Origin of the sequence: Gulbenkiania mobilis, from assembly GCA_004346645.1 — a bacterium.
Lineage (GTDB): Bacteria > Pseudomonadota > Gammaproteobacteria > Burkholderiales > Chromobacteriaceae > Gulbenkiania > Gulbenkiania mobilis.
Genome location: SMDA01000003.1, coordinates 13507 through 38652 on the forward strand (window position 1 = coordinate 13507; position 25146 = coordinate 38652).

A 25146-nucleotide genomic window follows, 5' to 3' on the forward strand; every position below is an offset into this window, starting at 1 on the left:
GAAACTGACTAATGCATGCGCGCCGGCACAATCCGGCCGTGCTCGATGCGGCCGATGGTGGGCACGCTCAGCTCGATGGCTTCATGGTCCCCAGAGGTGAACGGCCGAAGGTAGGTGGTAATGGCGCCCTCCACAGGCTGGCGCAGGTTTTCCAGCGCCGCGACCACCGCAGTTGGGGCGGTACTGCCTGCCTGGCGGATGGCGGCGGCCAAGAGCAGCATTGCGTCGTATCCTTGGGCAGCCGACACCGGCGATGGGATGCGCCGGACGTGGTAGCGCCCGAGATAGGCCTGCACGAAGGCCTGTCCGCGTGGCGTGTGGGTGTCCTGCAGGAAAGACTGCACCATGCGCGCGCCTTCCGCATTGGGGCCCGCGTTGTCGATGAAGTTGGACATGGACAGCGTCCAGCTGCCGATCAGCGGCACCTTCCAGTCCAGTCGGTCGGCATCGTTGGCCACGGCAGCAAGCTCCGGGCCGATGGCATAGGTAAGGATGGCTTCGGCGCCCGTGCTACGGGCCGCGGCCAGCGCGCCGGTCATGTCGCGTTCGCCCAAGCTGAAACGGGCCTGGTAGACCGGACGCAGGCCCTGCTGCCTCAGCGCGCGCACTAGCCCTTCGGCCCCTTCGCGGCCGTAGTCGGTCGTGTCGGAAAAGATCGCCAGGCGACGGTAGCCTGCGGACAGGGCCTCGCGCACGATCAGCGGCGCTTGCAGGTCGTCGGCCGCCGCCACGCGAAACATGTAGTTGCGCGTACTGCCCGCATAGCGGCGGGTCAGTTCGGGCACGGTGGCCACCGCGATCATCACCGGCAGGCGCGCGGCCTGATACACCGGCTGCGAGGCCAGCGCTACCCCAGAATTGACCAGCCCCACCACGGCCACCACCCGTCCCAGCCGCACCAGTTCCTCTGCAGCCCGCACACCCTGCTGGGGCGAGCCGGCGTCATCCCGCTCCACCAGCTGCAGGGGGCGGCCGAGCAGCCCGCCGCTGGCATTGATTTCCTCGACGGCCAGCTGGATGCCATTGCGCATGCTGACGCCCATCGGCGAGGAGCCCCCGGTCAGGGCCGCCTGCACACCAATGCGGATGGGCACAGGGCCGGCCAGGGCTCCGCAAGCCACCAGCCACAACGCCACACGCAGCACACTACGTTTCAGTCGGCCCATAGGTCATCCATATTCGAGAATCCAAGGGTAACGGCAGCGCCAAGCTGCCTCAAGCCCTTTTGCAGGGCAGGGTTTCACCGGCTTACGGGCCGGGCCGGCTTACCGTACACTGCCCGGCACGGTGCGGTACCGGCCAAGGTTGGCCGAAGCCCTCTATCCTTTCGGACGCCCATGCGCACACCCCGATTCTACGACTTCCGCAAGCGCGGCAACTGGTACCGCCTGGTACCCAGCACCTCGATCGTGCTCTTCTTTCTGACCATGGCCATGATGCTGTGGACGCTCGATACCCGCGAAGGCGAGCAGCTGCGCACCAGCCTGGCGCGTGATGCGCTGTGGGCCGAGCAAACGCTGCAGCTGCGCATGGAGGACAACCTCAATCAAGTGACCGAACTGGCCCGTGGCGCGGGCCGTGGAGACCTCGACGAATCCGGCTTCCAGATCCAGGCCTCCCAGTTCCTGGCCAACACACCCGAGCTGATCGGCATTGTGCGCGCCGACACGGGCATGATTTTGCGCTGGATCGCGCCCTACGAAGCCGGCTTTCTCACCCCCGGCAGCGGGCTGTCCGGAGAGAGCGCCAGTGCCTTCGTCGAAGCGCGCATCCGGGAGCGCCCCATCTACAGCGCGCCCTACCAGGGTCCTGCGGGTGACTGGCGCTTCGAGCTGCAGGTACCGATCTTCCGTGACGGGCAGTTCGTTGGCAGCATGGTCGCCATTTTTAGCGCAGGCTCGCTGATCCGGCGCCTGCCGCCGGCGTGGTTTGCCGAGAAATACCAGCTCGAGCTGGTGGACAAGTCGGGCCGGGAACTGGCACGCAATGCCCAGAACCGGCTGCGCAACGAACTGTACGAAACGCTCGCGCTGCCCGGGACAGGGCTGTCCATCGTCGCGCGCCCGGTCAAGAGCGCCGTCACCCAGAGCCACCTGCTGCAAACCGGGCTGATCGGCGGGCTGACACTGCTGACGCTGCTGAGTCTGGTCAGTCTTAACCGCCACATCCACCGTCGCCAGGATGCCGAACGCGAGCGCGACCGGGTGTACCGGCTATCGCAGGAGCTGCTGGGCGTGGTCCGCCGCGACACCACCATCCTGCAGGTGAACCCGGCCTTCGGCCAGGCGCTGGGCTACCCGGGCGAGACATTGGTGGGCACGTCCTTTCTCAACTATCTCTATCCCGACGCACGCGAGACGGCGCGCGAAATCTTCGAACGGCTGTTCGAGGTGGACGGCGCAGACCGCTTCGAGGAAACCCGGGTGGTGACGCGTGGCGGTGAGGTGCGCTGGATTGTCTGGGCGCTTAGTCCGCTGCGCGACAGCGGCGTGGTGTATCTGGCCGGCCGCGACATCACCGCCGAAAAGCAGGCCGAAGAGGCACTCAAGCGCGAGTTCGCCTTCCGACAGGCCATGGAGGATTCGCTGGTGGTGGGCATCCGCGCCATCGACCTGACCGGGCGCATCACCTACGTCAACCCGGCTTTCTGCACCATTACCGGCTTTTCGGCTACGGAGCTGATCGGCATCCTCCCCCCCTATCCCTACTGGCGCGACGGCGAGGGCCAGGCCGAGAACCGCCGCAACATGGAGTTGGCCCTTTCCGGCGCGGCGCCACGCGAAGGCTTCGAGACGGTGCTATGTCGCAAGGACGGCACCGAGTTCCACGCCCACCTGCTGGTGTCGCCGCTGATCGATCCCGAGGGACGGCACGCCGGCTGGATGACCGCGTTGACCGACATCACCGACCGACAGGAGGCACGGCGCCGACTGGAGGCCTCACACGAGCGCTTCGTGACCGTCATCGAGGGGCTGGACGCAGCGGTGGCGGTGGTGGACCCGAGCAGCCACGAGCTGCTCTTCTGCAACCAGCGCTACCGACACTGGTTCGCGCTGCGGGACGATCCTGGCGGCAGCGGGTATTGTGATCTGGCACTGCTGCCATTACTGGAGCGGGGGCGCGATGACGACGAGATCGATGTCGAGCTGGAGCAGGCTGAAACCGGACGCTGGCTTTCCATCCGGCGGCGCCCGGTGCGCTGGGTGGATGGCCGGCAGGTCAGCATGGTGCTGCTGACCGACATCACCGAGGCCCACGAAAACGCAGCCCGCTACGAGGCCCAGCTGGAGAAGCTGCAAGCCACCAGCCGGCTGGTAACCATGGGCGAGATGGCCTCCACGCTGGCACACGAGCTCAACCAGCCGCTTTCCGCCATTGCCAATTACCAGGCCGGCTGCATCGAGCGTCTACGGCAGGGCCGCGCCACGCCCGAAAGCCTGTTGCCGGTGATGGAAAAGATCACGGCACAGGCCGAACGTGCAGGCAAGATCGTGCGCCGCGTGCGCGAGTTCGTGAAACAGAGCGAACCCAACCGCCAGCCCTGCCGGGTACCGGACATCGTGGAGGCCACGCTGGCCATTGCCGAGATCGAGGCGCGTCGCCTGGGCACGCAGGTGGAGGTGATGCTGGCCCCGGGCCTCAACCCGGTACTGGCCGACCCGATCCTGATTGAACAGGTGCTGATCAACCTGATGAAGAACGGGCTGGAGGCGATGCAGGACGTCCCCTTGGGCGAGCGGTACCTGACGGTACGCGCGCTTCAGACCAGTGCCCGGCGCATCGAGATCAGCATCGCCGACCGGGGACCGGGCGTGCCCGACGCACTCAAGCTGCGCCTGTTCGATGCCTTTTTCACCACCAAGCCCGAGGGGATGGGCATGGGGCTCAACATCTGTCGCACCATCATCGAGTTCCATCAGGGACAACTCTGGGTGGAAGACGGCCCCGACGGTGGTAGCATCTTCCGATTCACCCTGCCGGTGTACGAAGCATGAAAAACAATGAAGCTGCGATCATTCACATTGTCGATGACGACGAAGCCTTCCGCGATTCGCTCCTGTGGCTACTGGAAAGCCACGACTACCGGGTAGTAGGCCACGACAGCGCCGAAGCTTTCCTGGAAGGCTTCGGCTCCGACGGCACCGGCTGCCTGGTGCTGGACATCCGCATGCCCGGCATGAGCGGTCTGGAGCTCTTCGAGGAGCTGTGCGCCCGTGGCAGCGACTGGCCGGTGATCTTCATCACCGGCCACGGCGATGTGCCGATGGCGGTACAGGCGGTCAAGCGCGGCGCGCACGACTTCCTGGAAAAGCCTTTCAACCAGCAGTCGCTGCTGGATGCAGTGGAGAGCGCGCTCGCCGCCTCACGTAGTCGTCGCGCCAGCGAGGCGGCCCGGGTGGCGATCGAAGATCGTCTGGCATCGCTGACCAGCCGCGAGCGCGAAGTGTTGGACAAGGTGATCGAGGGCAAGATGAACAAGGTCATCGCCGACGAACTGGGCATCAGCATCAAGACGGTGGAAGCTCATCGCGGCAAGATGATGGACAAGATGGGGGCACGCTCGATCGCCGATCTGGTGCAGTCGGTGGTGACGTGCCGCCGACAGGGCGGAAGCTGAGCCCGGGGGGTTTCCCCATCAGGATATTTCCCAATAGGCACGGTATCCCAGGCGGCCTACCATGCTCACCGGCACATGACGCGAGCGATGTAAGTGTGCCGGAGGTGCGAGGTCCCCGGACGGTGGGTGAAACGGATGTTCCGCCCGGGCCCGGCCTGCGAGGGCGACGCAGCTCTCCCCTTTGTGTGTGTGCATTCCTCTGCTGAAAGCAGGATATTCAGCCTTCCCCCGTCTGGCGCGGCCAGACGGGGTTTTTTCATCCCACGCACCGGCCGGGCCGGACAGGCCATCGGGCGCGCGCACAAAGAAAAGCCCGGCTTGAGCCGGGCAGGAACGACACACAAGCTACTCAGGGAAAGGGTCAGCTGTACTCGAAGCGCGCACGCTTGACGTTGCACAGCAGTTCATAACCAATGGTGCCGGCATGCGCGGCCACTTCGTTCACGCCCACCGCATCGCCCCACAGCTCCACCTCGCTGCCGATACCGGCATGCGGCAGGTCGGTCAGGTCGATGGTGATCATGTCCATCGACACGCGGCCGATGATGCGGGTGCGTACCCCGTCCACCGCGACCGGGCTGCCGGTGGACGCCAGCCGCGGGTAACCGTCGGCATAGCCACAGGCGATCAGCCCGATCCGTGTCGGGCGCTCGGTCACGAAGGTGCCCCCGTAGCCGACCGGCTGGCCGGCCGGCAGCTCGCGCGTGCCAAAGACACGCGTGGTCAGGCGCATCACCGGTCGCAGCCCCGCAGCCGCGGGGTGGCTAGTGTCGAACGGCGTGGCACCGTACAGCATGATTCCGGGCCGCGCCCACTGCCGGTGGGCGCGCTCGTGCGCCATGATGGCTGCGGAATTGGCCACGCTCTCATCCCCGGGCAGCGCAGCGCAGACGCTGTCGAAGGTTTCGATCTGGGTACGGGTGGCGGAGTCGGCGGGTTCGTCGGCTCGGGCGAAGTGGGTCATCTTGACGATGCGCTCCACCTTGCCGCAGCCCATCAGGCGCTGGTGAGCGGCAGCGTAGTGCTCGGGGAAGAAGCCGGCGCGGTGCATGCCGGAGTCCATCTTCAGCCATACGGTCAGGCCCCTGGCCGAAGCGGGCAGCGCTTCGATCATGGCCAGCTGCTCTGCGCTCTGGACGACAGGCCAGAAGCCGTGTTGGCGCACAAGCGCCAGTTCTTCCGCCTCGAAGACCCCTTCCAGAAGTACGATGGGCTGATCAAGCCCGCCCTCGCGCAACTGGATGGCTTCCTCGATGGAGGCTACGGCAAAGCCGTCGGCCACATCGGCCAGCGCCCGGGCACAGCGTACAGCACCGTGCCCGTAAGCGTTGGCCTTGACCACGGCGAGCGCCCGCCCGCCGTGCTGGCTGCGTGCCAGAAGATAGTTGTGTTTGAGATTGTCCAGCCGGATGCTGGCGACCAAAGGACGCATTTTCTGCCTCAGACGTTGGCGGTGGCGGCCTGGGTGGCCGTTGCCACCAGAACTTGGCTGCCCTTGGCATACCGCTGGATCGACAGACCGTCCACACTGATTTCCGGCTTCGTGCCGGTAACGAGATCCGCCATAACCTTGCCAGAGCCGGCCGACATGGTCCAGCCGAGCGTTCCGTGGCCGGTGTTGAGCGACAGGTTGGCAAAGCGGGTGCCGCCGATGATCGGCGTGCCGTCCGGGGTCATCGGGCGCAGACCGGTCCAGAAGGTGGCCGCAGGGATGTCCCCACCGTTCGGGAACAGGTCGCTCACCACCATTTCCAGCGTTTCGCGCCGACGCGGATTGAGATCCAGGTTGTAACCGGACAGCTCGGCCATGCCGCCGACGCGGATGCGGTCGTCAAAGCGGGTGATGGCCACCTTGTAGGTCTCGTCGAGCACGGTCGACACCGGGGCGCCGGCCGGGTTGGTGATCGGCACCGTCAGCGAGTAACCCTTTACCGGGTAGACCGGGATGTCGATGTCCAGCGTCTTGACAAGATCGCGCGAGTAGCTGCCAAGCGCCACCACGTAGTGGTCGGCAGTATGCAGCACATCGCCCACGCGCACGCCGGTGATGCGTCGTCCATCCTGCTCCAGCGCGGAAACCTGCTGGCCGAAGAGGAAGTTCACGCCCTTGTCGCGGCACAGCTCGGCCAGGCGGGTGGTGAATAGCTGGCAGTCCCCGGTTTCGTCATTGGGCAATTGCAGGCCGCCGGTCAGCTTGTGCCGGGTGGCCGTCAGCGCCGGCTCCACACGGGCGCACCCTTCCGGATCCAGCACATTGAAGTCGACGCCGCACTCCTTGAGCACCTCGATATCCTTGCCCATGCCATCCAGCTGGGCCTGAGTGCGGAAGAGCTGCAGCGTACCGCCCTGCCGGCCTTCGTAGGCGATGCCGGTTTCGGCGCGCAGCTCGCGGATCTTGTCGCGGCTGTACTCGGCCAGACGCATCATGCGGCCCTTGTTGACGTTGTAGGCGGCATAGTTGCAGTTAGAGAGCATCTTCACCAGCCATTGCAGCTGGTACAAGGTGCCATCCGGGCGTACCGCCAGCGGGGCGTGGCGCTGGAACAGCCACTTGACCGCTTTCTGCGGAATGCCGGGCGCTGCCCACGGGGCGGAATACCCGGGGGAGATCTGGCCCGCGTTGCCGAAACTGGTTTCCAGTGCCACACCTTCCTGACGCTCGATCACGGTGACTTCGCAGCCGGCCTTGGCCAGATACCATGCAGTGGAAATCCCAACGACGCCGCCACCCAGTACGATCACTTTCATTGCCCGGAGACTCCTGATGCGCTTGTATGTTCAAGTAAATAAGCAGCCTTTCCGGCTGCTAGTGATTCCCGGTAGTATATTGACTAGATTGCAGTTTTTTTCTCTTATTTTGAGCATATGGTCAGGTCATTTAACTGGCTCACCCCCTTCTTGGCAGTGAAAAATGAAAAACAGCTCTTCCGGCGCGGTACGGGCTCTTGACAAGCTCGACCTCAAGATATTGCGTGCACTGCAACAGAACGCCCGCATCCCCATGACCGAGCTGGCCGAGAAGGTGGGACTCTCGACCACCCCCTGCACCGAACGGGTGCGGCGGCTGGAGCGCGACGGTGTCATCGAAGGCTATTACGCCAAGCTCAACCCACAAGCCCTGAATGCGTCACTGCTGGTGTTCGTGGAAATCAAGCTCTCGAGCAAGTCGGGAGATCTGTTCGATGCCTTCCGGCGCGAGGTGCAGAAGCTGCCGGAGGTGCTGGAGTGTCATCTGGTCTCCGGCGAGTTCGACTACCTGCTCAAGGCCCGCATCGCCGACATGTCGATGTACCGCAAGCTGCTGGGTGACATCCTGCTTAAGCTGCCGGCGGCCAACGAGTCGCGCAGCTATGTGGTAATGGAGGAAGTGAAGGAGACCCTGCGTCTGCCCTTGGGCGAGTGACTGCACCGCGATGGGGCAAGCTGCACCTTCATGGCGCCTGATGCGCGCTACGCGCTCTGTTAGCGGGCACGCACGGCCCCTTCCTGCTACGGCAACCGGCCCTGCGCACCCCGTTGGCGCACCCTTGCACCATCCTGCCCTCCGCTTGCACCGTCATGGCACTGCTTTTGCTTTTCCCGCGCGACACAAAACCATGACGGGACGAAACCATGCAGGCAAGCGAATCCATCAATGTACTTTTCCTGCTCCTCGGGGCGGTGATGATCCTGGCGATGCACGCCGGCTTCGCCTTCCTGGAACTGGGCACGGTACGCAAGAAGAACCAGGTGAATGCGCTGGTGAAGATCCTGACAGACTTCGCCGTGTCGGCGCTGGCCTACTTTTTCATCGGCTATACCGTCGCCTATGGTAGCGGCTTCTGGCAGGGCGCCAGCACGTTGGGCCAGCACCATGGCTATGAACTGGTGAAGTTCTTCTTCTTGCTGACCTTCGCTGCTGCGATCCCGGCAATCGTCTCGGGGGGTATTGCCGAGCGCGCGCGCTTTCATCCCCAGTCGGCGGCCACCTTCCTGATCGTGGGGGTGGTTTATCCGTTCTTCGAGGGCCTGGCGTGGAACGACCGCTTCGGCGTGCAGGACGCGCTGAAGACGGTCTTCGGCCAACCTTTCCATGATTTTGCGGGATCGGTGGTGGTCCATGCGGTCGGCGGCTGGATAGCGCTGGCAGCAGTGCTGCTTCTGGGGGCACGCCGGGGGCGCTATAACCGTGAGGGCCGGGTGTCCGCCCATCCGCCCTCCTCCATTCCGTTTCTGGCACTGGGGGCCTGGATCCTGATGGTGGGCTGGTTCGGCTTCAACGTGATGAGCGCCCAGCGCGTGGAAGGCATTTCCGGTCTGGTGGCGATCAACTCCCTGATGGCGATGGTCGGCGGTACCTTAAGCGCGATGTGGCTGGGCCGCAACGACCCGGGGTTCATCCACAATGGGCCGCTGGCGGGCCTGGTGGCCGTGTGCGCCGGATCGGATGTGATGCATCCGGTGGGCGCGCTGGCTGTGGGCGCAATCGCTGGCGTACTGTTCGTGGCACTGTTCACGCAGACGCAAAACCGTTGGAAGATCGATGACGTGCTCGGAGTGTGGCCCTTGCACGGACTGTGCGGTGCGTGGGGCGGGGTGGCAGCGGGCCTCTTCGGCCAACCCTGGCTGGGGGGTACGGGTGGCGTAAGTCTGGCGGCGCAGCTGATCGGCACAGCCGGTGGGATTGCGGTGGGATTCGGCGGGGGCTGGCTGGTGTACGGCGTGCTGAAAAAGCTGTTGGGGCTTCGCCTGAGCGAAGAAGAAGAATTCAATGGCGCGGACCTGTCGATCCACCGCATCACCGCTACGCCCGAGCGGGAAACCAACTGGTAGCGGCCCGCCCTGATCGTAGCAAGAAGCCCCGCCTGAGCGGGGTTTTTTGTTGAGAATTACTGGGGAATGTTGCTTGAAAGACTCATCAAAAAATTCTATCGTCCTGCTTCCTCCAAAAGAGCCAATCAAGGGCTAACATGGCGCCGTGGAGGCCGGCCTATGCCGCGCCAACCCAAAAAACCAGGGCCATCCAAAGAGCCTCGCATCCCACACCGATACCAACATCAACAAGGAACCCACCCATGTTTGGTCTGAAGAAAAAGCAGGCACAGGAAGCTGCCCAGGCGGCCGAAATCGCATGCCTCAAGACGGTGCTGGACCTGGTGGACAACCTGGTTCTGCTTGCCGACACCAGCCACGACAACAACGTCTTCTACATGAACCGAACGGCGCAGCAGTTGTTCGGTCGCATGCACGGCCAGCTGAGCGAGCGCTACGGCAGCCGCCAGGCCGGGGAGATCCTCGGCCACAGCATCCACCGCTTTCATCCCGACCCGGACCGCATCCGGCGCATCTTCGACGACCTCGCGCAGCGACGCATCACCGAGCACGCTGCCCTCATCCCCATGGGCAAGGTCGTCTTCCAGACACGGGCCTATCCGATCTGGGACAGCGAAGACCCATCACGTCTGGTGTGCTTTATGGCCTGCTGGCGTGATGTGACCGCCGATCAGGAGGCCCAGCGTCTAGCACAGGAAAACGCCCGGCAGCGCGTGCGGCTGGAGGCGGCGCTGGACTCGCTCAAGGGTACGCTGTCCGGCCTGTCGGATTCGATCTCCGGCGTGGCCAGCCAGACCGCCAGTGCGTCGGAGAGCGCGCAAAGCATGCAGGCCGAGAGCCGCACCAGCGCGGAGGTGATCGGACGCACCAGTCAGAGCATGAACGAAGTCTCGGACATGGTGCGCACCACGGCCGACGGGCTGACGCTGCTGGGTCGTCGCTCCGAGGAGATCGGCCGCATCGTGGGGGTGATCAAGGAGATTGCCGACCAGACCAACCTGCTGGCGCTCAATGCCGCCATCGAGGCCGCTCGCGCGGGCGAGACGGGCCGCGGCTTTGCGGTGGTAGCGGACGAGGTGCGCAAGCTGGCCGAGCGCACCACCCAGTCCACCAGCGAGATCGCAGGCACCATCCACACCATCCAGCAGGACGTGCGTCAGAATGTGGAAGTTATGAGCGAAGGCCGGCAGAAGGTAGAACAGGCCGAGGATGCGTTCCGCCAAGCCGAAACCAGCCTCAGCCGCATCGTGGGCGAAATCGGCAGTCTAAAGACAGCCGTGATGGACATCGCGGAAGCCGCCGAGCGCCAGTCGCATGCCACGCGTGATATCGTTGAAACCCTGCACACCATGACCCACGACACCAGCGCATGAGCCTCGAATCCGTCAAACGCTTCTTTGCCGAAAGACAGCTGGACATTCCTATCATCGAACTGGACGTCTCCACCGCCACCGTCGCACTGGCCGCCGAGGCCCACGGGGTGGAGCCGGGCCGGATCGCCAAGACGCTGGCCTTCCGCATCAGCGATGGCAGCGTGCTGCTGCTGGTGGCGCGCGGCGACGCCCGCATCGACAACCGCAAGTTCAAGGCCGCCTTCGGCAAGGGGCGGATGCTGCCTGCCGAAGAAGTGGAAACGCTGACTGGCCACCCGGTGGGCGGCGTATGTCCCTTCGGGCTGGCAACGCCGCTGCCGGTTTATCTGGATAGCTCGCTGCAAGCCTTCGACGAGGTGCTACCCGCTGCCGGGGCGGTGCACAGTGCGGTACGGCTGGCACCGGCACGGTTGGCCGAAATCGTGGCAGGGCAATGGGTGGACGTATGCCAAGAAACCGGCCCCGCCTAGCCGGCCCATATGCGCTGCTTGCCGACCGGCCCGCCCTTAAGGCGGGTTTTTCGTTTGCGGGCCTGCTTCTTGCCCCGGCCAGTGGAGAGCGCCGGTGCCGCGCACGATGGTGTTCGGCACCGGTCTGTTGCCAACTTCCGGCCCACCCCCGGCGGGCGGCCCCACCCAAGGAGCGACGATGCAGGATTCGATCATTACCGAATGGACGGACGAGAACGCCGGCGTGGTATACCGCGTCAGCGAGAAACTGGAAGACTTTCCCACCGATGTGCACCACGTCGAGGTCTACGATACGCCGGCCTTCGGCCGGGTGCTGCGCGTGAACGGCCACCTCCTCACCGCCGAGAACGACGAATGGATCTACCACGAAAACCTGGTACATCCGGCTGCGCTGTCGCATCCCGAGCCCAAGCGGGCCCTGGTGCTGGGCGGCGGCACGGGCGGATCGGCGCGCCAACTGCTGAAATACGATTCGATCGAACGGGTGCTGATCGGGGAGCTGGACGGCTTTCTGGTGGATACGGTGCGCCAGCATTTTGAGAAGATCCATCAGGGTGCGTTCGACGATGCCCGCCTGGAGATCAAGCTGGGCGACGCCAATGAGTGGATCAACAATATCGAGGAGCAATTCGACCTGATCGTGCTGGACCTCGTGGGGTATGCCGAGAAAGCCGAGGGCTTCTACAGCCGGGCCTTCTTCGAGCGCTGCCGGGCCCTACTGACCGACAACGGCGTGCTGGCTCTATCGCTGGGCTCTCCGCAACGGCACTCGGGGGCCTTCGTCGACCGCCACACTGCCTTGCAGGAAGTGTTCACTACCGTGGTGCCTTATCTGGTGCCGCTGTCGCTGCATGGCGGGCTGTGGGGGATGGCGATCGCACGACGCAACGATGCCTCGGGCAACCTGACCGCTGACGAAGTGGACAGCCGGTTGCGCAGTCGAGCAGTGGGCCAGCTGGAGTACTACAACGGCGCGGTGCACGCAGGCCAGCAGGCGTTGCCGAACTTCGTGGCTGCCCTGCTGGCTCCGCCTACCCGCAGTCGCTGAAGCCTACACCGGCCGCATCCGTCCGCCCTCAAGCCGGACCACCCGTCCGGCCATGCGGGCCGCTTCAGCCGGATCATGGGTTACCAAAAGGGCGGGGATGCCCGCGTCGGCCAGACGTTGGCGGAACTCGTCCTGCATCGCACTGCGCAGCTCGGCATCAAGTGCCGAGAAGGGTTCGTCCAGCAGCATCAGCCTCGGTCGGGTGACGAGGGCGCGGGCCAGCGCCACCCGCTGCTGCTCGCCGCCGGAGAGCGTCCATACACGACGGTGCTCCAGTCCGTGCAACCCCACCGTGGCCAGCATGGCTTGCGCTTCGGTGCGTGCCAGGCGCTTCGGCCAACCCTGTTCCACCAGTCCGAAGCAGACGTTTTCCTGCACGTCCAGATGCGGAAAAAGCGCGAAGTCCTGAAAGATCAGGGCAAAGCGGCGCTTTTCCGGCGGCTGGCGTGTCACATCCTCTCCGGCAAACAGCACCTGCCCGGCATCCAGAGGCTCTAGCCCCGCCACCATGCGCAACAGCGTGCTCTTGCCGCTGCCCGACGCCCCCAAGAGCGCCACGGTTTCACCGGCGTCCACCTTCAGCGATAGCCCGTCGGCAAGACACCGGGCCCCCATGCGCTTGTGCAGCGCGCGCAGTTCAAGCATGTTCCCCTCCCCGGGTGGCACGGGCCGGACGGTCGATCACAAGAAATGCTGCCAGCGCCAATACCATCAGCCCTGCGGCCAACACCATGGCGGCGTCCAGGTTGGCCGAACCCGGTCGCCCCAAGTGCTGGTAGATCAGTGTGGTGAGCGTGGTCCACTCCGGACGCGACAGGAACAGCGTCACGGCGAATTCGCCCACGGCCGTGGCAGCGGCAAAGGCCATTCCGCGGGCAAACCCCTCCCGCGCCAGGGGCCAACTCACGCGCCAGAAGGTGCGGGCCGGCGAAGCGCCCAGCGTACGGGCGGCCTCGGCCAGATGGGCGGGCACGGCATCGAAAGCAGACAGCAGGTTCTTGGTGACGAAAGGATAGGCAAGGAAGGCGTAGCTCGCGACCAGCAGGCCCAGGCTGGCGGTATACGCCGGATAGAGCAGCAACAGGCCGAAAGCCACGCAGACCGACGACACCACAAAGGGCAGGAAACCCAGCGCGCGCATCAGCAGCGAGCGGCGTGCAGCCAGCGCATGCGCCACCCCCAGCACCGCCACCGCCCCTAGGGCCATCAGCGTAAAGCGGGTGGTATTCCACAGCGCAGCGACGGTATCGGGCTCAAGCAGCACGACCCAGCCCGCACGGCCGGCAAGCAGTGCCCGGCCCAGCACAGCCAGAAGCGGAGCGCCACCACAGAAGAACAGCAGCCCCAAGGCAGCGGCCACCGCCAGCCTCGACCACAGCGAGGCCGCCCGCGTGCGCGCCACCGGCTCGAAACGCAGCGGTTGGGCCAAGCGCCGCTCGGCCAGCGCATAGGCCAGTGCCGTCAGCGCACTGATGGTCATGGTGGCATAGGCCAGCAGGGCGGCATCGGCCAGATTCAGCTCATACGCCACCAGGCTGTAGATTTCCACTTCCACCGTCGCGTAGCGCTGTCCGCCCAGCAGCAGGGCAATGCCGAAGCCGGAAAAGCAGTACAAAAAGACCAGGCACAGCGCCGGCAGGATCCACGGTCGGGCGGTGGGCAGCTCCACCCGCCAGAACGCGCGCCACGGCCCCGCGCCCAGGGTGCGTGCCGCCGCCAGCCGGCTCTGCGGCACTTGGGCAAAGCCATCGAGCGCGGCGCGCACCACCAAAGGCAGGTTATAGAACAGATTGCCGTACAGCAGCAGCCAGGGCGTGTCCTGAAGGTCGACGCCGGTCAGCCCATGCGGGCCCACCAGCGCCAGCACGCCGATACCGGCCACCAGTGGCGGCATGACGAACGGCAGCATCAGCAGCCGCAGCACCAGCGCCCGTCCGGGAAAGTCGAACCGGGCCAGCACCCAGGCGACAGGGAGGCCTGCCAGCAGCGCGGCCAGACAGCTGGCCGCCGCCTGCAGCACCGACCAGAGCAGCCGCCAGCGCAGGTAGTCATCGGCCCAGAGGTTGGCCGAAGGCTGTCCAGCGCCCTCTGCAAACAGGCGAAGCACGGGCCCCACCGCCATCAGGCCCAGAAAGGCCAGCGGCAGCAGGGCCAGTGCCGCCGGCGTCAGCCGTGTGCGCAGCATGCGGCCTTTACTTCAGCACCACGCGCGTCCAGCGCGCCACCCAGGCACGGCTCTTGGCCGCCAGCGTGCGCTCATCCGGAGTGTTGTCGAAGCCGGGCTTCTCGGCGTGGCGGAACACCGGGTCCGGGGTGACGCTCTCGCGCACCGGATACATCCACATCTGCGTGGGTAGGTCTTTCTGCACCGCCTCACTGCGCAGGAAATCCACAAACTTGCGCGCAGCCTCGCGCTCGGCCCCGCCCTTGACCAAGGCGACACCTTCCACCTGACGGAACACCCCGCCCGGCAGGAAAAGGTTGCCGGTGGGAGATTCGGCCGGCTTCTTCTTGTCGTAGAACACCTCTGCCGCCGGACTGGTGGCGTAGCTCACCACCAGCGGCCGGGCTCCACCGTTCTTGCTGAAGTCGGTGTAATAGGCTTCACTCCAGCCCTTGGCCACCTTCACGCCGTTGGCGCGCAGGGCGGACCAGAACTTCCAGGCCCCCTCCTCACCCAGGGCCTTGACGGTGGCAGCGAGAAAAGCCAGGCCGGGACTGGAAGTGGCGGGGTTCTCCACCACCAGCAAATCCTTGTACGCCGGACGGGTCAGATCGGTGAGGGTGCGCGGCAGCGGCAGCTTGCGGCTCTCGAACCAGGCCTTGTCGTAGTTGAGGGTAACGTAGCCGTAATCCACGCTGACCACGCCGCCGGGTAGCTGCTGACGGATGTCCCTGTCGATGGAGGGCGTGTAGGGTTCCACCACGCCGGCCTCCACCGCCCGGGCTACCAGGGCGTTGTCCAGTCCGAAGGCCACGTCGGCCACCGGCTGGGCCCGCGTGAGGATGAGCTTGTTGAGCATTTCACCGGCGTCACCGGCTTTGATGAACGATACCTTCACACCGTTCTGGCGTTCGAAGTCGGCGATCAGGCTCTTGGACACTGCAAACGAGCTATGGGTGATCACCCGCAATTCGGCGGACAGGGCGTTGAGGGAAAGGCCGGCAAGCGCCAGCGCCAGAAAGGTACGACAAGACAGTTTCATGGACATTCTCCGTGCAAAAAAGCCACGAAGAAAGCGGTAGGCGGCACCGGCTGGTGTCGCCCGTCACGCTCCCTCCGCTGGTATGACCCAGATCAGGTTCTTGGGGACTCTCTCAGCCGCAGACGCGGCACCCCCGGTGATCGAGAGGGCAGTATAAGGAAGCGCGACGGCCACGTGAAGCGGTATGCCGGCACCGGCATCGCTCAGGACAAAAAAAAGCCCGGAAGGCATGCCTTCCGGGCAAGGCTTATCAAAGAGAAGCCAGCAGTTGCAACGGGACAGACTCACTCGCACCACCCCGTCGGGGCGGTCGCGGCCCCTTATTCGCAAGGACTATGCCAGCTTGCATGCCTGAAAAACTGCTACCTGGCGGGGCCGCATGCCCCACCCCGGCCCATCACGCACTGGGGTGGCGCAGCCGCTGCCCTCCTCCGGTGCCGGACGCCACAGGAGCAGCCCTGAAAGCCGCCGGCTGCTGCGGTATCATGCAAGCATGAATGCGCCCAAGACCGACAAGCCTCCCCTCACCGAGCCGGCCCCCCTGCCCACTCCCGAGAACGAAACCTACCTCACCGGCATCGCCATGCCCTTGGGTGAAGCGGTGGTGCAGATGACGCTGGGCGGTCAGCCCGCCTACGGCATCCTGCAACGCAGCCGGGCCTTCACCGAACAGAGCGACTTTTTTCGCGTGCAGTTTCGCGGCTATGCCCGGCAGGCGGACGGGCGCTGGCTGCCGATGGAAGGGGATGATGCCCAACTGCACAACACCTACAACTGTGCCTGGGTGCGGCTGGACCATCCAAGTCGCACTGCGCTGTTCGGCCCCAAGGGGGGCATTCAGCTCACGCCGGCCTTTGCTGGCAGCGGGCTGGACACTTTCCTCTTTGCCCAAGTGATCCTGTGGGCCAAGGGTGTTCGGCCGGACTACAGCGTCAGCCCCGGGCTGGTGAGCATGCCCTCCACCACCACCGAGGACGAACGGCTGCAGCGCAACGCCTTCTATGCAAGCCAGGGCTTTCAGTTCGACTGGCAGGACAGCACCCAGAAGACCGCGCTCTACTTCAAGGAAAAAGTGGGCAAGCTCCTCGGCGTGTGGGACGCGCAGGCCATCCGCCCCTTCAACGGCGAGGACATGCTGCGCATGCTGGCCGAGCAGGATACCGACCGCTACGACCTGGAACTCAGGCTGCATCAGTTGCAGCATCGCCAGCAGTCGCTGCAGATGGCACTGCAGAAGGAGCGCACCACCGCGCAGATCCTCATGGGCGTGACAGTGGCAGCGCTACTGTTCGGCCTCTGGGCGGTGCTCTAGGCGGTGCCGGCCGCCAGCCCGTACTCGGCGCCCAGCCAAGCCTCGAGTTCGGCCAGGTTGTGGAGGAAGGCTTCGGCCAACCCGGGCAAGGTATCCGCCAGGCCCGCCTTGGCGGCCTTTTCCAGCGCTTCGGCCGCATCCCCGAGCGGAACTGCGCCCACCATCCGGCTGGCGCCCTTGATGCGATGGGCAAACCAGGCGGAGTTTTCCAGATTGCCCGCCTCCAGCGCAGCCTTCAGACCGGCCACGTCCTCGCTGTTGCTCTGCCAGTAGTCGCGCAGGATCTCGGCCTCCACGTCGCGGTCTCCACTGCTGTACACGGCCAGCGCCTCCCGATCGAGCGGCAGCGCCCGCACAGACAGGGGGGCTGTCTCAGACTCCACCGTCGTCCGGTTACCGGAGGCGGGCACGTTCAGCCAGCGGTCCAGCATGGCGGCCAGCGCTCCCAGCCCCAGAGGCTTGGTCAGGAAATCATCCATGCCTGCCGCCTGGCAGCGTTCGCGTTCCTCCAGCCCGGCATTGGCAGTGCAGGCAATGATCGGCCGGCGGGGCAGCTGGCCCACTACCTCGCGTTGGCGAATAGCGCGCGCCAGGGCATAGCCATCCATCTGCGGCATGTGGCAATCGGTCAGCAGCAGCGCATAGTCTCCGCCTTGCCAGCGCGTGAGCGCCTCGACACCGTCGCAGGCGGCCTCGGCGCGATAGCCGAGCTTCTCCAGCTGCTTGAGCGCGAGCTTGCGGTTGACCGGATTGTCCTCGGCCAGCAACACCACCCCGGCGTCGGCCCGGACATGGCTGGACACGGTGGCTCCTTCAGCGGAGCGCGCAGGCAGGATGGACATGTTGAGCACATCCAGCATCACCAGCAGCCGCGCCACTGTCCCCTGCCCCGGCTGGCTTTCCAGCAGGATTTCCCCGCCCATCAGCTCGGCCAGGCGCTTGCAGATCGCCAACCCCAGGCCAGTACCGCCGAAACGGCGCGAGGTGTCGGATTCGGCCTGGGTGAAGGGCTCCATGACGCGTGCCAGACTTTCGGCCGACATGCCAATGCCGGTATCGCAGACCTCGAACACCAACGCCTGCGGATTGGCCTGACCATTGGGTGTGGACACGCGCAGCTCCACGGTGCCTGCCGAAGTGAACTTGATCGCGTTGCTGACGAAGTTCTGCAGGATCTGCCGCAACCGTAGCCCGTCGGCCTGGACCACGGGGGCCACATCGGGGCTGACCCAGATGTGGAACCACACCCCCTTGGCCGTGGCGGTGTCGCGATAGAGCGCGCCCACCTGCTCCACCAGCTGGCGCACATCCACCGGCTCGGCGTGGATGTCCAGGCGGCCAGCCTCGATCTTGGAGAAGTCCAGGATGTCGTCGATCAGTCGCAGCAGCGTACGGGCGGACTCCTGGATGGTGTCCACCGTATCGCGCTGCTCCCCATCGAGCGGCGTCATCGCCAGGAGCTCCAGCATACCCAGCACTCCGTTCATCGGCGTGCGGATTTCATGGCTCATGGTGGCCAGAAACGCGCTCTTGGCCTTGTTGGCTTCGTCGGCCTGGTCGCGGGCCTCGCGCAGCGCCAGCTCGGCCTGCTTGCGTCCCGTGATGTCCATGCATGCCAGGATCAGCCCCTGTTCGGGCTGCCCGGGGAAGATCTCCTGCCCCTCGAACAGCACCCAGATCGGATCGCCACCCACCGTCAGACACGGGTGTTCGCACAGGATGCGCCGCCCCTCGGACTGGGTGGCCGCCAGCGCCGCCTCCATGGACTGCCAGGCCTCGCTGTCGGAAAACACATCCGCCAGCGGACGCGTCAGCAGGCCGCCCTCGGCCACCCCGAAGATGCGCTCGGCAGCCTGGTTGGCACGGGTGATGCCGCCGTCGGGCGCCAGGCGCAACAAGCCCACGGGGGAGGCGGAATACACCGCCTCCTCCTCCTGCAATACCGCGCGCAGGTGCTGTTCGCTGCGTTTACGCCGGTCCTCCTCCGCATAGAAGCCAAGAATGCTGGCGTAGACCCGGCACAGCGGTTCGATACCTTCAGCCTCAGGGCGGTACAGTCCGACCAGCGCCAGCGTGTGCACGTCGAACTCCACCGGAATGGTCACCCACCCCGGCAGGCGGCCAGCAGCTTCGGCCAACCAGGCAAGCGTGGCGTTGCCCTCCTGCCAGGCGGGGTCGTTCTCCAGCGCCGGAGGCAGCGTGCCGGCCTGGAGTTGAACCATGGCCGGGCCCCCGCGACGCAGCGACTGCACCGCCACCAGAAAGCCGGCTCGGCTGCCCGAAAACTTCAGGACGGAAGCGAGCAACTCGCGGAACACCCGCGAACGGGGCGCATTGCTGAAAAGCAGATTCCCGATGTGGGAGATGGCTGACAGCACGTCCAGGCTGTGTGACAGCGACAGCTCAGCCTTCTTGCGCTCGTTCTCGTCGCGTATCACCGCCAACACCAGCTGCTCGCCCGACATCAGTGTGATGGGGCTGGTGGTCACGCTTACGTGGAAGGTGTCGCCGCCAGCGCGCATCGCCAGCGCTTCGGCGAGGCGCTGCGGGGACTGCCACAGGGTGGCGGCACTGCTGCCCTGGGCACCGGTCAGCAGTCGGCTCGCGGGCAACCCTTCCAGGTCGCCCGGGGCATAGCCAAACATCCGGGCGGCACCGGGGTTGGCCAGATAGACCGCACCGGTGCCCGGACGGATGACGATCATGGCATCGTTGGCCGAATCGAGCAGGGTCTGCAGGAAGTACAGCGGCCGCAGCACCCGGCGCACCATGAAAGTGATCAGCAGCCCCAGCAAAGTCACCGCCAGGAGGGCGAACAGGCCGAGGCGGAACAGGTCCTGCTGGAAGTGACGGATGCGCACATCGGTCTGTGCCAGGGCCAGCGCGGAAGCGTCGCGGAACAGCTGGCGCACGTTGGCCGAAAGCGCCAGGTTGAGGGCGCGCGCCTCGCGGGCCGCCTGAAGGTCGGGCTCACCGCTGGCGCGCGAGGCCAGCGCGCGCAGCTGTGCCTCTGAGGCGCTGTGCAGATGAAAGGCCTGCATGCTGATGGTGGAGAGCCGGGCCTGCAGGGCGGGCACTTCGATATACCGTGCGGCCTCGCGCACCTGCTCCAGCATTAGCACGCCGCGCTCGCGCACTCCCTGCTGCCAGTACTCCTCACTGCTGTTGAGCGGCCGGCCAAACTCGGCGCGCACCTGCAGCGCGCTGCCTTCGGAACGCAGCGCCCGGCTGAGGATCCAGGTGTTGAGCTTGAAGTGCGCCAACCGGGTCAGCGCCGGATCGCCCATCGCGCCAAGGGGGTAGGTGCTTTCGGTTAGCAGCGTGTCGATGGCATCGAGGAAATGGGTGGTGGCCAGGGTGAAGCCGAAGCCGAGCCCCTCGCTCTGGCTGTAAGGGCGCTGTGCCAAGGCCCGGTCGCTGTCGGCGCGCAAGGTGCGCAGGTTGGCGTACAGGCGGCGCAGCTGCTCTACGGAGCGTTCATGGGCGAAGAGATGCAGGCCGGTGACCTGTACCAGACCCCTTGCGAGCTGGGCATCCACCTGACGGCGCTGCTCGGCCAGTTCGGCCAGCTCCGCGGCGGTCGGCGGACGCGGGCGGGAGAGCAGGATACGGGTGAGCGTGCTTTCCTGCCGGGCGTAGTCGGCCGTGTAGTACAGCAGGTCGCTGGCACGGTTGAGGGCCTCGAACTGCCGCGCCAGCCGGTATTCCTCCAGCGAGGCCCGCAGCAACAGCCCGAACAGCACCAGCACGATGGCGCTCAGACCGAGCACGATGCCGATGACGGTACGACCGATGGACAGCGTCTGGCTGGCGCCATCCCGGACACGGTTTGCCATGATGCGCCCCCCGTCCCCGCCTTGGCGGGGCTTACTGTGGTTCGTCGGCCACGTCTACGGATTGCACGCCGTAGTGCTCCCGAAAATCGCGCAGCGCCCGCAGCTGCGTGGCGGTCAGCCTGCTGCCGGCCGGCAGCAGCAGATGGCCGCTCTGGCTGATGAGATCGTGCGCCAGGAGGGCACCGGGCTTGATCTGGGCCAGCGGCAGCGCCTGCCAGGGCTGGCCGTCGAAGGCGGCCGCGCGGATGGCCTCTCCGTAGAAACGACGGTCATGTTCGGTACCGGTGGCCACACTGTAGTAATGGAAGGGGTCGATCTCGGGGCGAGGACGGCCCAGCGCGGTTTCGATCGCCTTTTCGACGTCGGCGGGCTTAGGCGGCTTGACGATGAAGCCGTCGGCGTGCAGTTGCGCGGCGATGAGCACATTCTGGCGTTCCGCATGCCCTGAAAGGAACACGAAAGGCAGATTCGGCGGGTTCATCGTCTTGCCGCAGCGCAGCTCTTTGAGGAGATCCAGACCGTTAAGGGGCTGCATCTCGATGTCACACAGCACAATGTCCACCGTCTTCACGTCCAGGGTGCGCAAGGCGGTGGAGCCGTCCACTGCCTGTAGCACACTGTCCGGGCGGAAGCCCATCGTCCGCAGCGCTTGGCCCAGCAGAGTCCGCACCAGCATCTGGTCGTCCACCACCAGCACGCGCAGCTCGGCAAAGTTCACCGTCATGATTCTCCCCCCTTTTTACCGAGTATACGCGCAGCACGGACATCGGAGGCAAGCCTGTCCGGGGCAGCCACGGCGCAAGATGGGGGCGTTGCAGGCAGGCTCAGGCCGCCACGTTGACGGAGCGGGCCACTGGCTGGTCGCCCGGGATGCACACGCCCGGCATCAGCTCAGGCAGGGCCGCCGCCCGGGCACACCGGGCGGTTAAATCCGGCATGGCGGCGAACAGCGCGTCGAAACTCTCGACAACGAAGTAGGTGTCCTGAAAGGCATCGATCCGGTAACGAGTGCGCAACACGCGGTCGGCATCGAAGGCTAAACGTAACGGCGCCGGGCTCTCCAGGCAGAACACCGACTCTGCGCGGCTGGAGACGATACCGGCACCGTAGATGCGCAGCCCCATCGGTGTCTGCATCAGGCCGAACTCGACGGTGTACCAGTAGAGGCGGGCCAGTTGGCCCAGCAGCCCCGCGGCACGGGCAACACGGCCGGCCTCTCCGTAGCCTTGCAGGAAGTCTGCAAATACCGGATCGGCCAAAAGGGGTACGTGGCCGAAAAGATCGTGAAAGACATCCGGCTCCTGCAGGTAATCGAGCTGCGACGGCTCACGCAGCCACCAGGTCACCGGAAAGCGGCGCTCGGCAAGATGGTCGAAGAACACGTCGTCCGGAATCAGCCCGGGCACCGCCACGATCTGCCAACCGGTCAATCGCTCCAGCGTCCGGTTAAGCGTGGCGAAATCCGGAACCCGGTCGTCCGGCACGTGCAGGCGCTCCAGCCCCTGCAGAAAGGCCTCGCATACCCGTCCCGGCAGCAGGGCGCACTGGCGTGCAAAGAGGGTGGCCCAGGTGGCATGGTCTTCCGGAGTGTAGCGCGACAGCGGCTGCGGCAGGGTGTAATCGGGCCCATGCGAGAGGCCGGCATTCTTGCGGGCCGTGATGTCGGGAGGGATAAAGGGGCTACGGTCGTTCATATCTGGGGCTCGGTAGGCAATCGCACCATTCTAGGAGCCCCTCGCTGCGGCAGGGCCGCAAACTTTGCGCGTAAAACCAGCTTGATGCATCATCACCGCACAAAAACTTAATTTATGCACAAAGTGAGCAAAATCTCTCTAGACCGTTACGACCGACTCATTCTGGAGGCGCTGCAGACGGACGCGCGCATGACGCACCAGAAGCTGAGCGAACGGGTGCCTCTCTCGGCGTCACAGATCGGCCGCCGCATCCAGCGCATGGAAGAGGCGGGACTGATCGAGGGTTATCGGGTGGTGCTGAAGCCGGAGCGGATCGGATTGGGCGTGATGGCCTTTGCCCACCTGACACTGGAGCGCCACAACGAGGAAACGCTGCGTGGGTTTGCCGACGCACTGGCCGCGCTGCCGGAGGTGCTGGACTGCTATGCCGCCGCCGGCGAAGCAGATTACCTGTTGCGCATCGTGGTGCCCGACCTGCCTTCGCTGTCGCGTTTCGTGATGAACCGTCTGATGAACGTGCCTTTGGTGCGCAGCGTGAAGTCCACTATCATCCTCAACGCGGTGAAGGAGTCGGGCACCCTGCCCTTGGACCATCTTCCGTAAATAAAGGGTTGGCCGAAGCCGCGGCGCTGGTCACTACCAGCACTGCGGCAGGCGACTTACCCAGCGCGCGCAGCCGGTGGGGTACGCTGGCATTGAAATAGACCGCATCGCCCGGCATCAGGCGCTCGCGCCGCTCTCCCCACTCCATCTCCACATCCCCCTCCAGAACATACAGAAACTCCTCCCCTGCATGTCCCGCCACTTGGGGTCCCGCTGCAAAGTCCGAGGCCAGATGCAGCACGAAAGGCTGCATCCGCGTCAGGCCAGCTGGTGTCGGCAGGATCTCCAGCCGGCGCCCGCCTTGCAGCCCAGCAGGCCGTTCTACCGACATCCGCGCGTGGTGGCGAATGACGGCAATGTCCGGGTTGGTGGCCGTCTCACCGAACAGGGCTTGCGTATCTACCCCCAGCGCTCGGGCGATCCGTAGCGCGGCGGCAATGGAGGGCGTGCACACGCCGCGTTCCAGCTTGGAAAGGTAACTTTTGGTGAGTCCGGTCACTTCGGCCAGGCCCTGCAGGCTGTAGCCTTGCTGCGTCCGGAGTAGCTTGATGCGGGGGATCACGTTCCGCTCCATTGTCCTTGCAGGCGAAAGGTGTAGGATATGACACATCGTGTCATAACGGGAGAGGCGATGTACAGACCGCACGCCCTACTTCGAGGAGACCGCATGAAAACCGTTACCGTAATCCGCCATGTGGCGTTCGAAGACTTGGGAACGCTGGCCGGGGTGTTTCACCAGCGCGGGCTGGCCTGTCGCACGCTCGAGGCTGGCATTGATCCGCTCACGCCGGAGGTGGTGGGCGACCCCGATCTACTGGTGGTCCTGGGCGGCCCGATCGGGGCCGGTGACGAGGACCAGTATCCCTTCCTGCGCGATACCTTGGCCCTGCTCCAGCACCGGCTGGCGGCCCAGCGGCCCACGCTCGGCCTCTGCCTTGGGGCGCAGTTGATGGCGCGCGCTCTGGGGGCCCGCGTGTACCGGGCGGCAGTCCCGGAAATCGGCTGGCAGGCCCTCACACCGACCCTGGCGGGTCAGGCCTCCCCGCTCGCGGCGCTGATCCGACCCGATCTGCCGGTGTTTCACTGGCACGGAGACACCTTCGACCTGCCGACCGGCGCTACCCTGCTCGCCGCCACGCCGGCCTGTCACCACCAGGCTTATACCTGGGGTGCAGCTGCGCTGGGCCTGCAATGCCACCCGGAGGTGCAGGCCACAGGGCTGGAGCGCTGGCTGATCGGCCATGCCGCGGAACTGGCTGCGGCCGGCATTGCGGTCACGGCGTTGCGAGAAGACAACCACCGTCTTGCGCCAGCGCTGGAAGTGGCATGCCGCACCGCATTCGACGGCTGGCTGGCATCGGTGGGGCTGTGATGGACAGCCTTTTCGGACAACTGGATACGCTGCTGGTAGGCCAGCCCCAGCCCTTCGGCCCCAATGGTGAAGTCAGCGCCATCGCCAAGCATGCCATGGCCGGGACACTGCTTTTGGAGCACCGCGGGCTATCGGGCGATGCGCAGGGTGACCGCCGCTACCATGGTGGCCCGGACAAGGCCGTGCACCATTACCCGGCTGAACATTACGCCCACTGGCGGCAAACGTGTCCGCAGGCCGACGGCGCAGTCTTCCGGCCTGGAGGCTTCGGCGAGAACTTCAGTACCTGCGGCCTGAACGAAACGGCGGTCCATTTCGGCGACATCGTGCGGGTGGGCACTGCCCTGCTGCAGGTCAGCCAGGCACGGCAGCCCTGCTGGAAGCTGAACATCCGCTTTGGCCAACCCGACATGGCCCGGCGCGTGCAGGATAGCGGACGCACCGGCTGGTATTACCGTGTTTTGGAACCGGGCCACCTCCGGGCAGGCGACCGCCTCACTCTGGTGGAACGCCCGTTTCCCGACTGGCCCTTGGCACGCCTGCTGGTGCTGCTTTATCGCACCCCGCTGGAACGGGCCGGGCTGGACGCGCTGGCACGGCTGCCAGGGCTTCCCGACACCTGGCTCGAACTGGTCCAGCGCCGGCTGGAGACGGGCCGCGTGGAAGACTGGACACGTCGGCTGGAAACGCCTGGCCAACAGTAGCCGCCACCTATCGCCGGCTCTTCGGCCAACCCGTACCACAGGAAACCGCCCCGGCGGGCCAAGTAGCCAAGCGCAGCAGCCCCCATCCCACATCCGCC

General features: G+C 65.6%; 21 protein-coding genes and 1 riboswitch. Of the genes, 11 read left to right on the top strand and 10 right to left on the bottom strand.

All coding sequences use genetic code 11. The features are described from left to right. Positions 1 to 8 precede the first annotated feature (8 nt). Positions 9 to 1166: an ABC transporter substrate-binding protein gene (locus EV669_RS05005; RefSeq protein WP_132098055.1), complete on the bottom strand. Its 1158-nt coding sequence runs from the start codon at positions 1164 to 1166 to the stop codon at positions 9 to 11. 171 nt (positions 1167 to 1337) lie between these two features. Between EV669_RS05005 and EV669_RS05010 the strand changes: the two genes are divergently transcribed. After that, positions 1338 to 3995, top strand: a complete 2658-nt coding sequence (locus tag EV669_RS05010) for a PAS domain S-box protein (RefSeq protein ID WP_132098056.1) — start codon at positions 1338 to 1340, stop codon at positions 3993 to 3995. Beyond that, positions 3992 to 4618, top strand: a complete 627-nt coding sequence (locus EV669_RS05015) for a response regulator transcription factor (protein ID WP_132098057.1) — start codon at positions 3992 to 3994, stop codon at positions 4616 to 4618. The genes EV669_RS05010 and EV669_RS05015 overlap by 4 nt, the downstream gene beginning before the upstream one ends. Positions 4619 to 4979: 361 nt before the next feature. Here EV669_RS05015 and alr read toward each other — a convergent pair whose 3' ends face one another. Further along, positions 4980 to 6050, bottom strand: a complete 1071-nt coding sequence (alr, locus tag EV669_RS05020) for an alanine racemase (protein ID WP_132098058.1) — start codon at positions 6048 to 6050, stop codon at positions 4980 to 4982. Between the two features lie 8 nt (positions 6051 to 6058). Next, entirely contained in the window at positions 6059 to 7366 is a 1308-nt protein-coding gene (locus EV669_RS05025) for a D-amino acid dehydrogenase (protein WP_054284741.1), read from the bottom strand. Between the two features lie 163 nt (positions 7367 to 7529). Between EV669_RS05025 and EV669_RS05030 the strand changes: the two genes are divergently transcribed. From EV669_RS05030 to EV669_RS05050, 5 genes are all read left to right on the top strand, one after another. Then, positions 7530 to 8021, top strand: a complete 492-nt coding sequence (locus tag EV669_RS05030; RefSeq protein ID WP_054284740.1) for a winged helix-turn-helix transcriptional regulator — start codon at positions 7530 to 7532, stop codon at positions 8019 to 8021. Between the two features lie 209 nt (positions 8022 to 8230). Beyond that, the gene (locus tag EV669_RS05035) at positions 8231 to 9430 is read left to right on the top strand and encodes an ammonium transporter (RefSeq protein ID WP_055433050.1); all 1200 of its coding nucleotides are present in this window, start codon (positions 8231 to 8233) and stop codon (positions 9428 to 9430) included. Positions 9431 to 9672: 242 nt separating this feature from the next. After that, positions 9673 to 10803 carry a methyl-accepting chemotaxis protein gene (locus tag EV669_RS05040; protein WP_132098059.1) on the top strand — a complete coding sequence of 377 codons (1131 nt, stop codon included), beginning with the start codon at positions 9673 to 9675 and terminating at the stop codon, positions 10801 to 10803. Further along, positions 10800 to 11273: a YbaK/EbsC family protein gene (locus EV669_RS05045; RefSeq protein ID WP_132098060.1), complete on the top strand. Its 474-nt coding sequence runs from the start codon at positions 10800 to 10802 to the stop codon at positions 11271 to 11273. Before EV669_RS05040 ends, EV669_RS05045 begins: the two co-directional genes overlap by 4 nt. 178 nt (positions 11274 to 11451) lie before the next feature. Continuing rightward, the gene (locus tag EV669_RS05050) at positions 11452 to 12321 is read left to right on the top strand and encodes a spermine/spermidine synthase domain-containing protein (protein ID WP_165922710.1); all 870 of its coding nucleotides are present in this window, start codon (positions 11452 to 11454) and stop codon (positions 12319 to 12321) included. A gap of 3 nt (positions 12322 to 12324) precedes the next feature. Here EV669_RS05050 and EV669_RS05055 read toward each other — a convergent pair whose 3' ends face one another. The 3 genes from EV669_RS05055 to EV669_RS05065 are packed head-to-tail and all read right to left on the bottom strand — an operon-like array spanning position 12325 to position 15521. Next, on the bottom strand, positions 12325 to 12966 hold the full coding sequence (locus EV669_RS05055; RefSeq protein WP_054284735.1) for an ABC transporter ATP-binding protein: 642 nt from the start codon (positions 12964 to 12966) through the stop codon (positions 12325 to 12327). Beyond that, positions 12959 to 14506, bottom strand: coding sequence for an ABC transporter permease (locus EV669_RS05060; RefSeq protein ID WP_054284734.1), 1548 nt, complete (start codon positions 14504 to 14506; stop codon positions 12959 to 12961). The genes EV669_RS05055 and EV669_RS05060 overlap by 8 nt, the downstream gene beginning before the upstream one ends. A gap of 7 nt (positions 14507 to 14513) precedes the next feature. After that, complete coding sequence (locus EV669_RS05065; protein ID WP_404810845.1) at positions 14514 to 15521, bottom strand: thiamine ABC transporter substrate-binding protein; 1008 nt, start codon at positions 15519 to 15521, stop codon at positions 14514 to 14516. 57 nt (positions 15522 to 15578) lie between these two features. Then, positions 15579 to 15672: riboswitch (TPP riboswitch) on the bottom strand. Between the two features lie 348 nt (positions 15673 to 16020). On the opposite strand from EV669_RS05065, the gene EV669_RS05070 reads away from it, so the two are divergent. Beyond that, positions 16021 to 16839 carry a hypothetical protein gene (locus tag EV669_RS05070; RefSeq protein WP_132098062.1) on the top strand — a complete coding sequence of 273 codons (819 nt, stop codon included), beginning with the start codon at positions 16021 to 16023 and terminating at the stop codon, positions 16837 to 16839. On the opposite strand, the gene EV669_RS05075 is transcribed toward EV669_RS05070, so the two are convergent. The 3 genes from EV669_RS05075 to phhA all read right to left on the bottom strand — a co-directional run bounded on the left by EV669_RS05075 (position 16836) and on the right by phhA (position 22369). Further along, entirely contained in the window at positions 16836 to 20675 is a 3840-nt protein-coding gene (locus EV669_RS05075) for an ATP-binding protein (protein WP_132098063.1), read from the bottom strand. The two genes, EV669_RS05070 and EV669_RS05075, sit on opposite strands and share 4 nt — an antisense overlap. A 31-nt stretch (positions 20676 to 20706) precedes the next feature. Then, positions 20707 to 21399, bottom strand: coding sequence for a response regulator (locus EV669_RS05080; protein WP_132098064.1), 693 nt, complete (start codon positions 21397 to 21399; stop codon positions 20707 to 20709). 100 nt (positions 21400 to 21499) lie between these two features. After that, a complete protein-coding gene (phhA, locus tag EV669_RS05085; protein WP_132098065.1) occupies positions 21500 to 22369 on the bottom strand; it encodes a phenylalanine 4-monooxygenase in 870 nt (289 codons plus the stop codon). A gap of 114 nt (positions 22370 to 22483) precedes the next feature. Here phhA and EV669_RS05090 point away from each other — a divergent pair, with 114 nt between their 5' ends. After that, a complete protein-coding gene (locus EV669_RS05090; RefSeq protein WP_132098066.1) occupies positions 22484 to 22972 on the top strand; it encodes an Lrp/AsnC family transcriptional regulator in 489 nt (162 codons plus the stop codon). Here the strand turns inward: EV669_RS05090 and EV669_RS05095 are convergent. Further along, complete coding sequence (locus EV669_RS05095) at positions 22923 to 23534, bottom strand: helix-turn-helix domain-containing protein (protein ID WP_165922711.1); 612 nt, start codon at positions 23532 to 23534, stop codon at positions 22923 to 22925. The genes EV669_RS05090 and EV669_RS05095 overlap by 50 nt on opposite strands. Positions 23535 to 23639: 105 nt before the next feature. Here EV669_RS05095 and EV669_RS05100 point away from each other — a divergent pair, with 105 nt between their 5' ends. Next, a complete protein-coding gene (locus tag EV669_RS05100) occupies positions 23640 to 24344 on the top strand; it encodes a glutamine amidotransferase (protein ID WP_054284726.1) in 705 nt (234 codons plus the stop codon). Then, entirely contained in the window at positions 24299 to 25048 is a 750-nt protein-coding gene (locus EV669_RS05105; RefSeq protein ID WP_245622662.1) for an MOSC domain-containing protein, read from the top strand. The genes EV669_RS05100 and EV669_RS05105 overlap by 46 nt, the downstream gene beginning before the upstream one ends. Positions 25049 to 25146 lie beyond the last annotated feature (98 nt).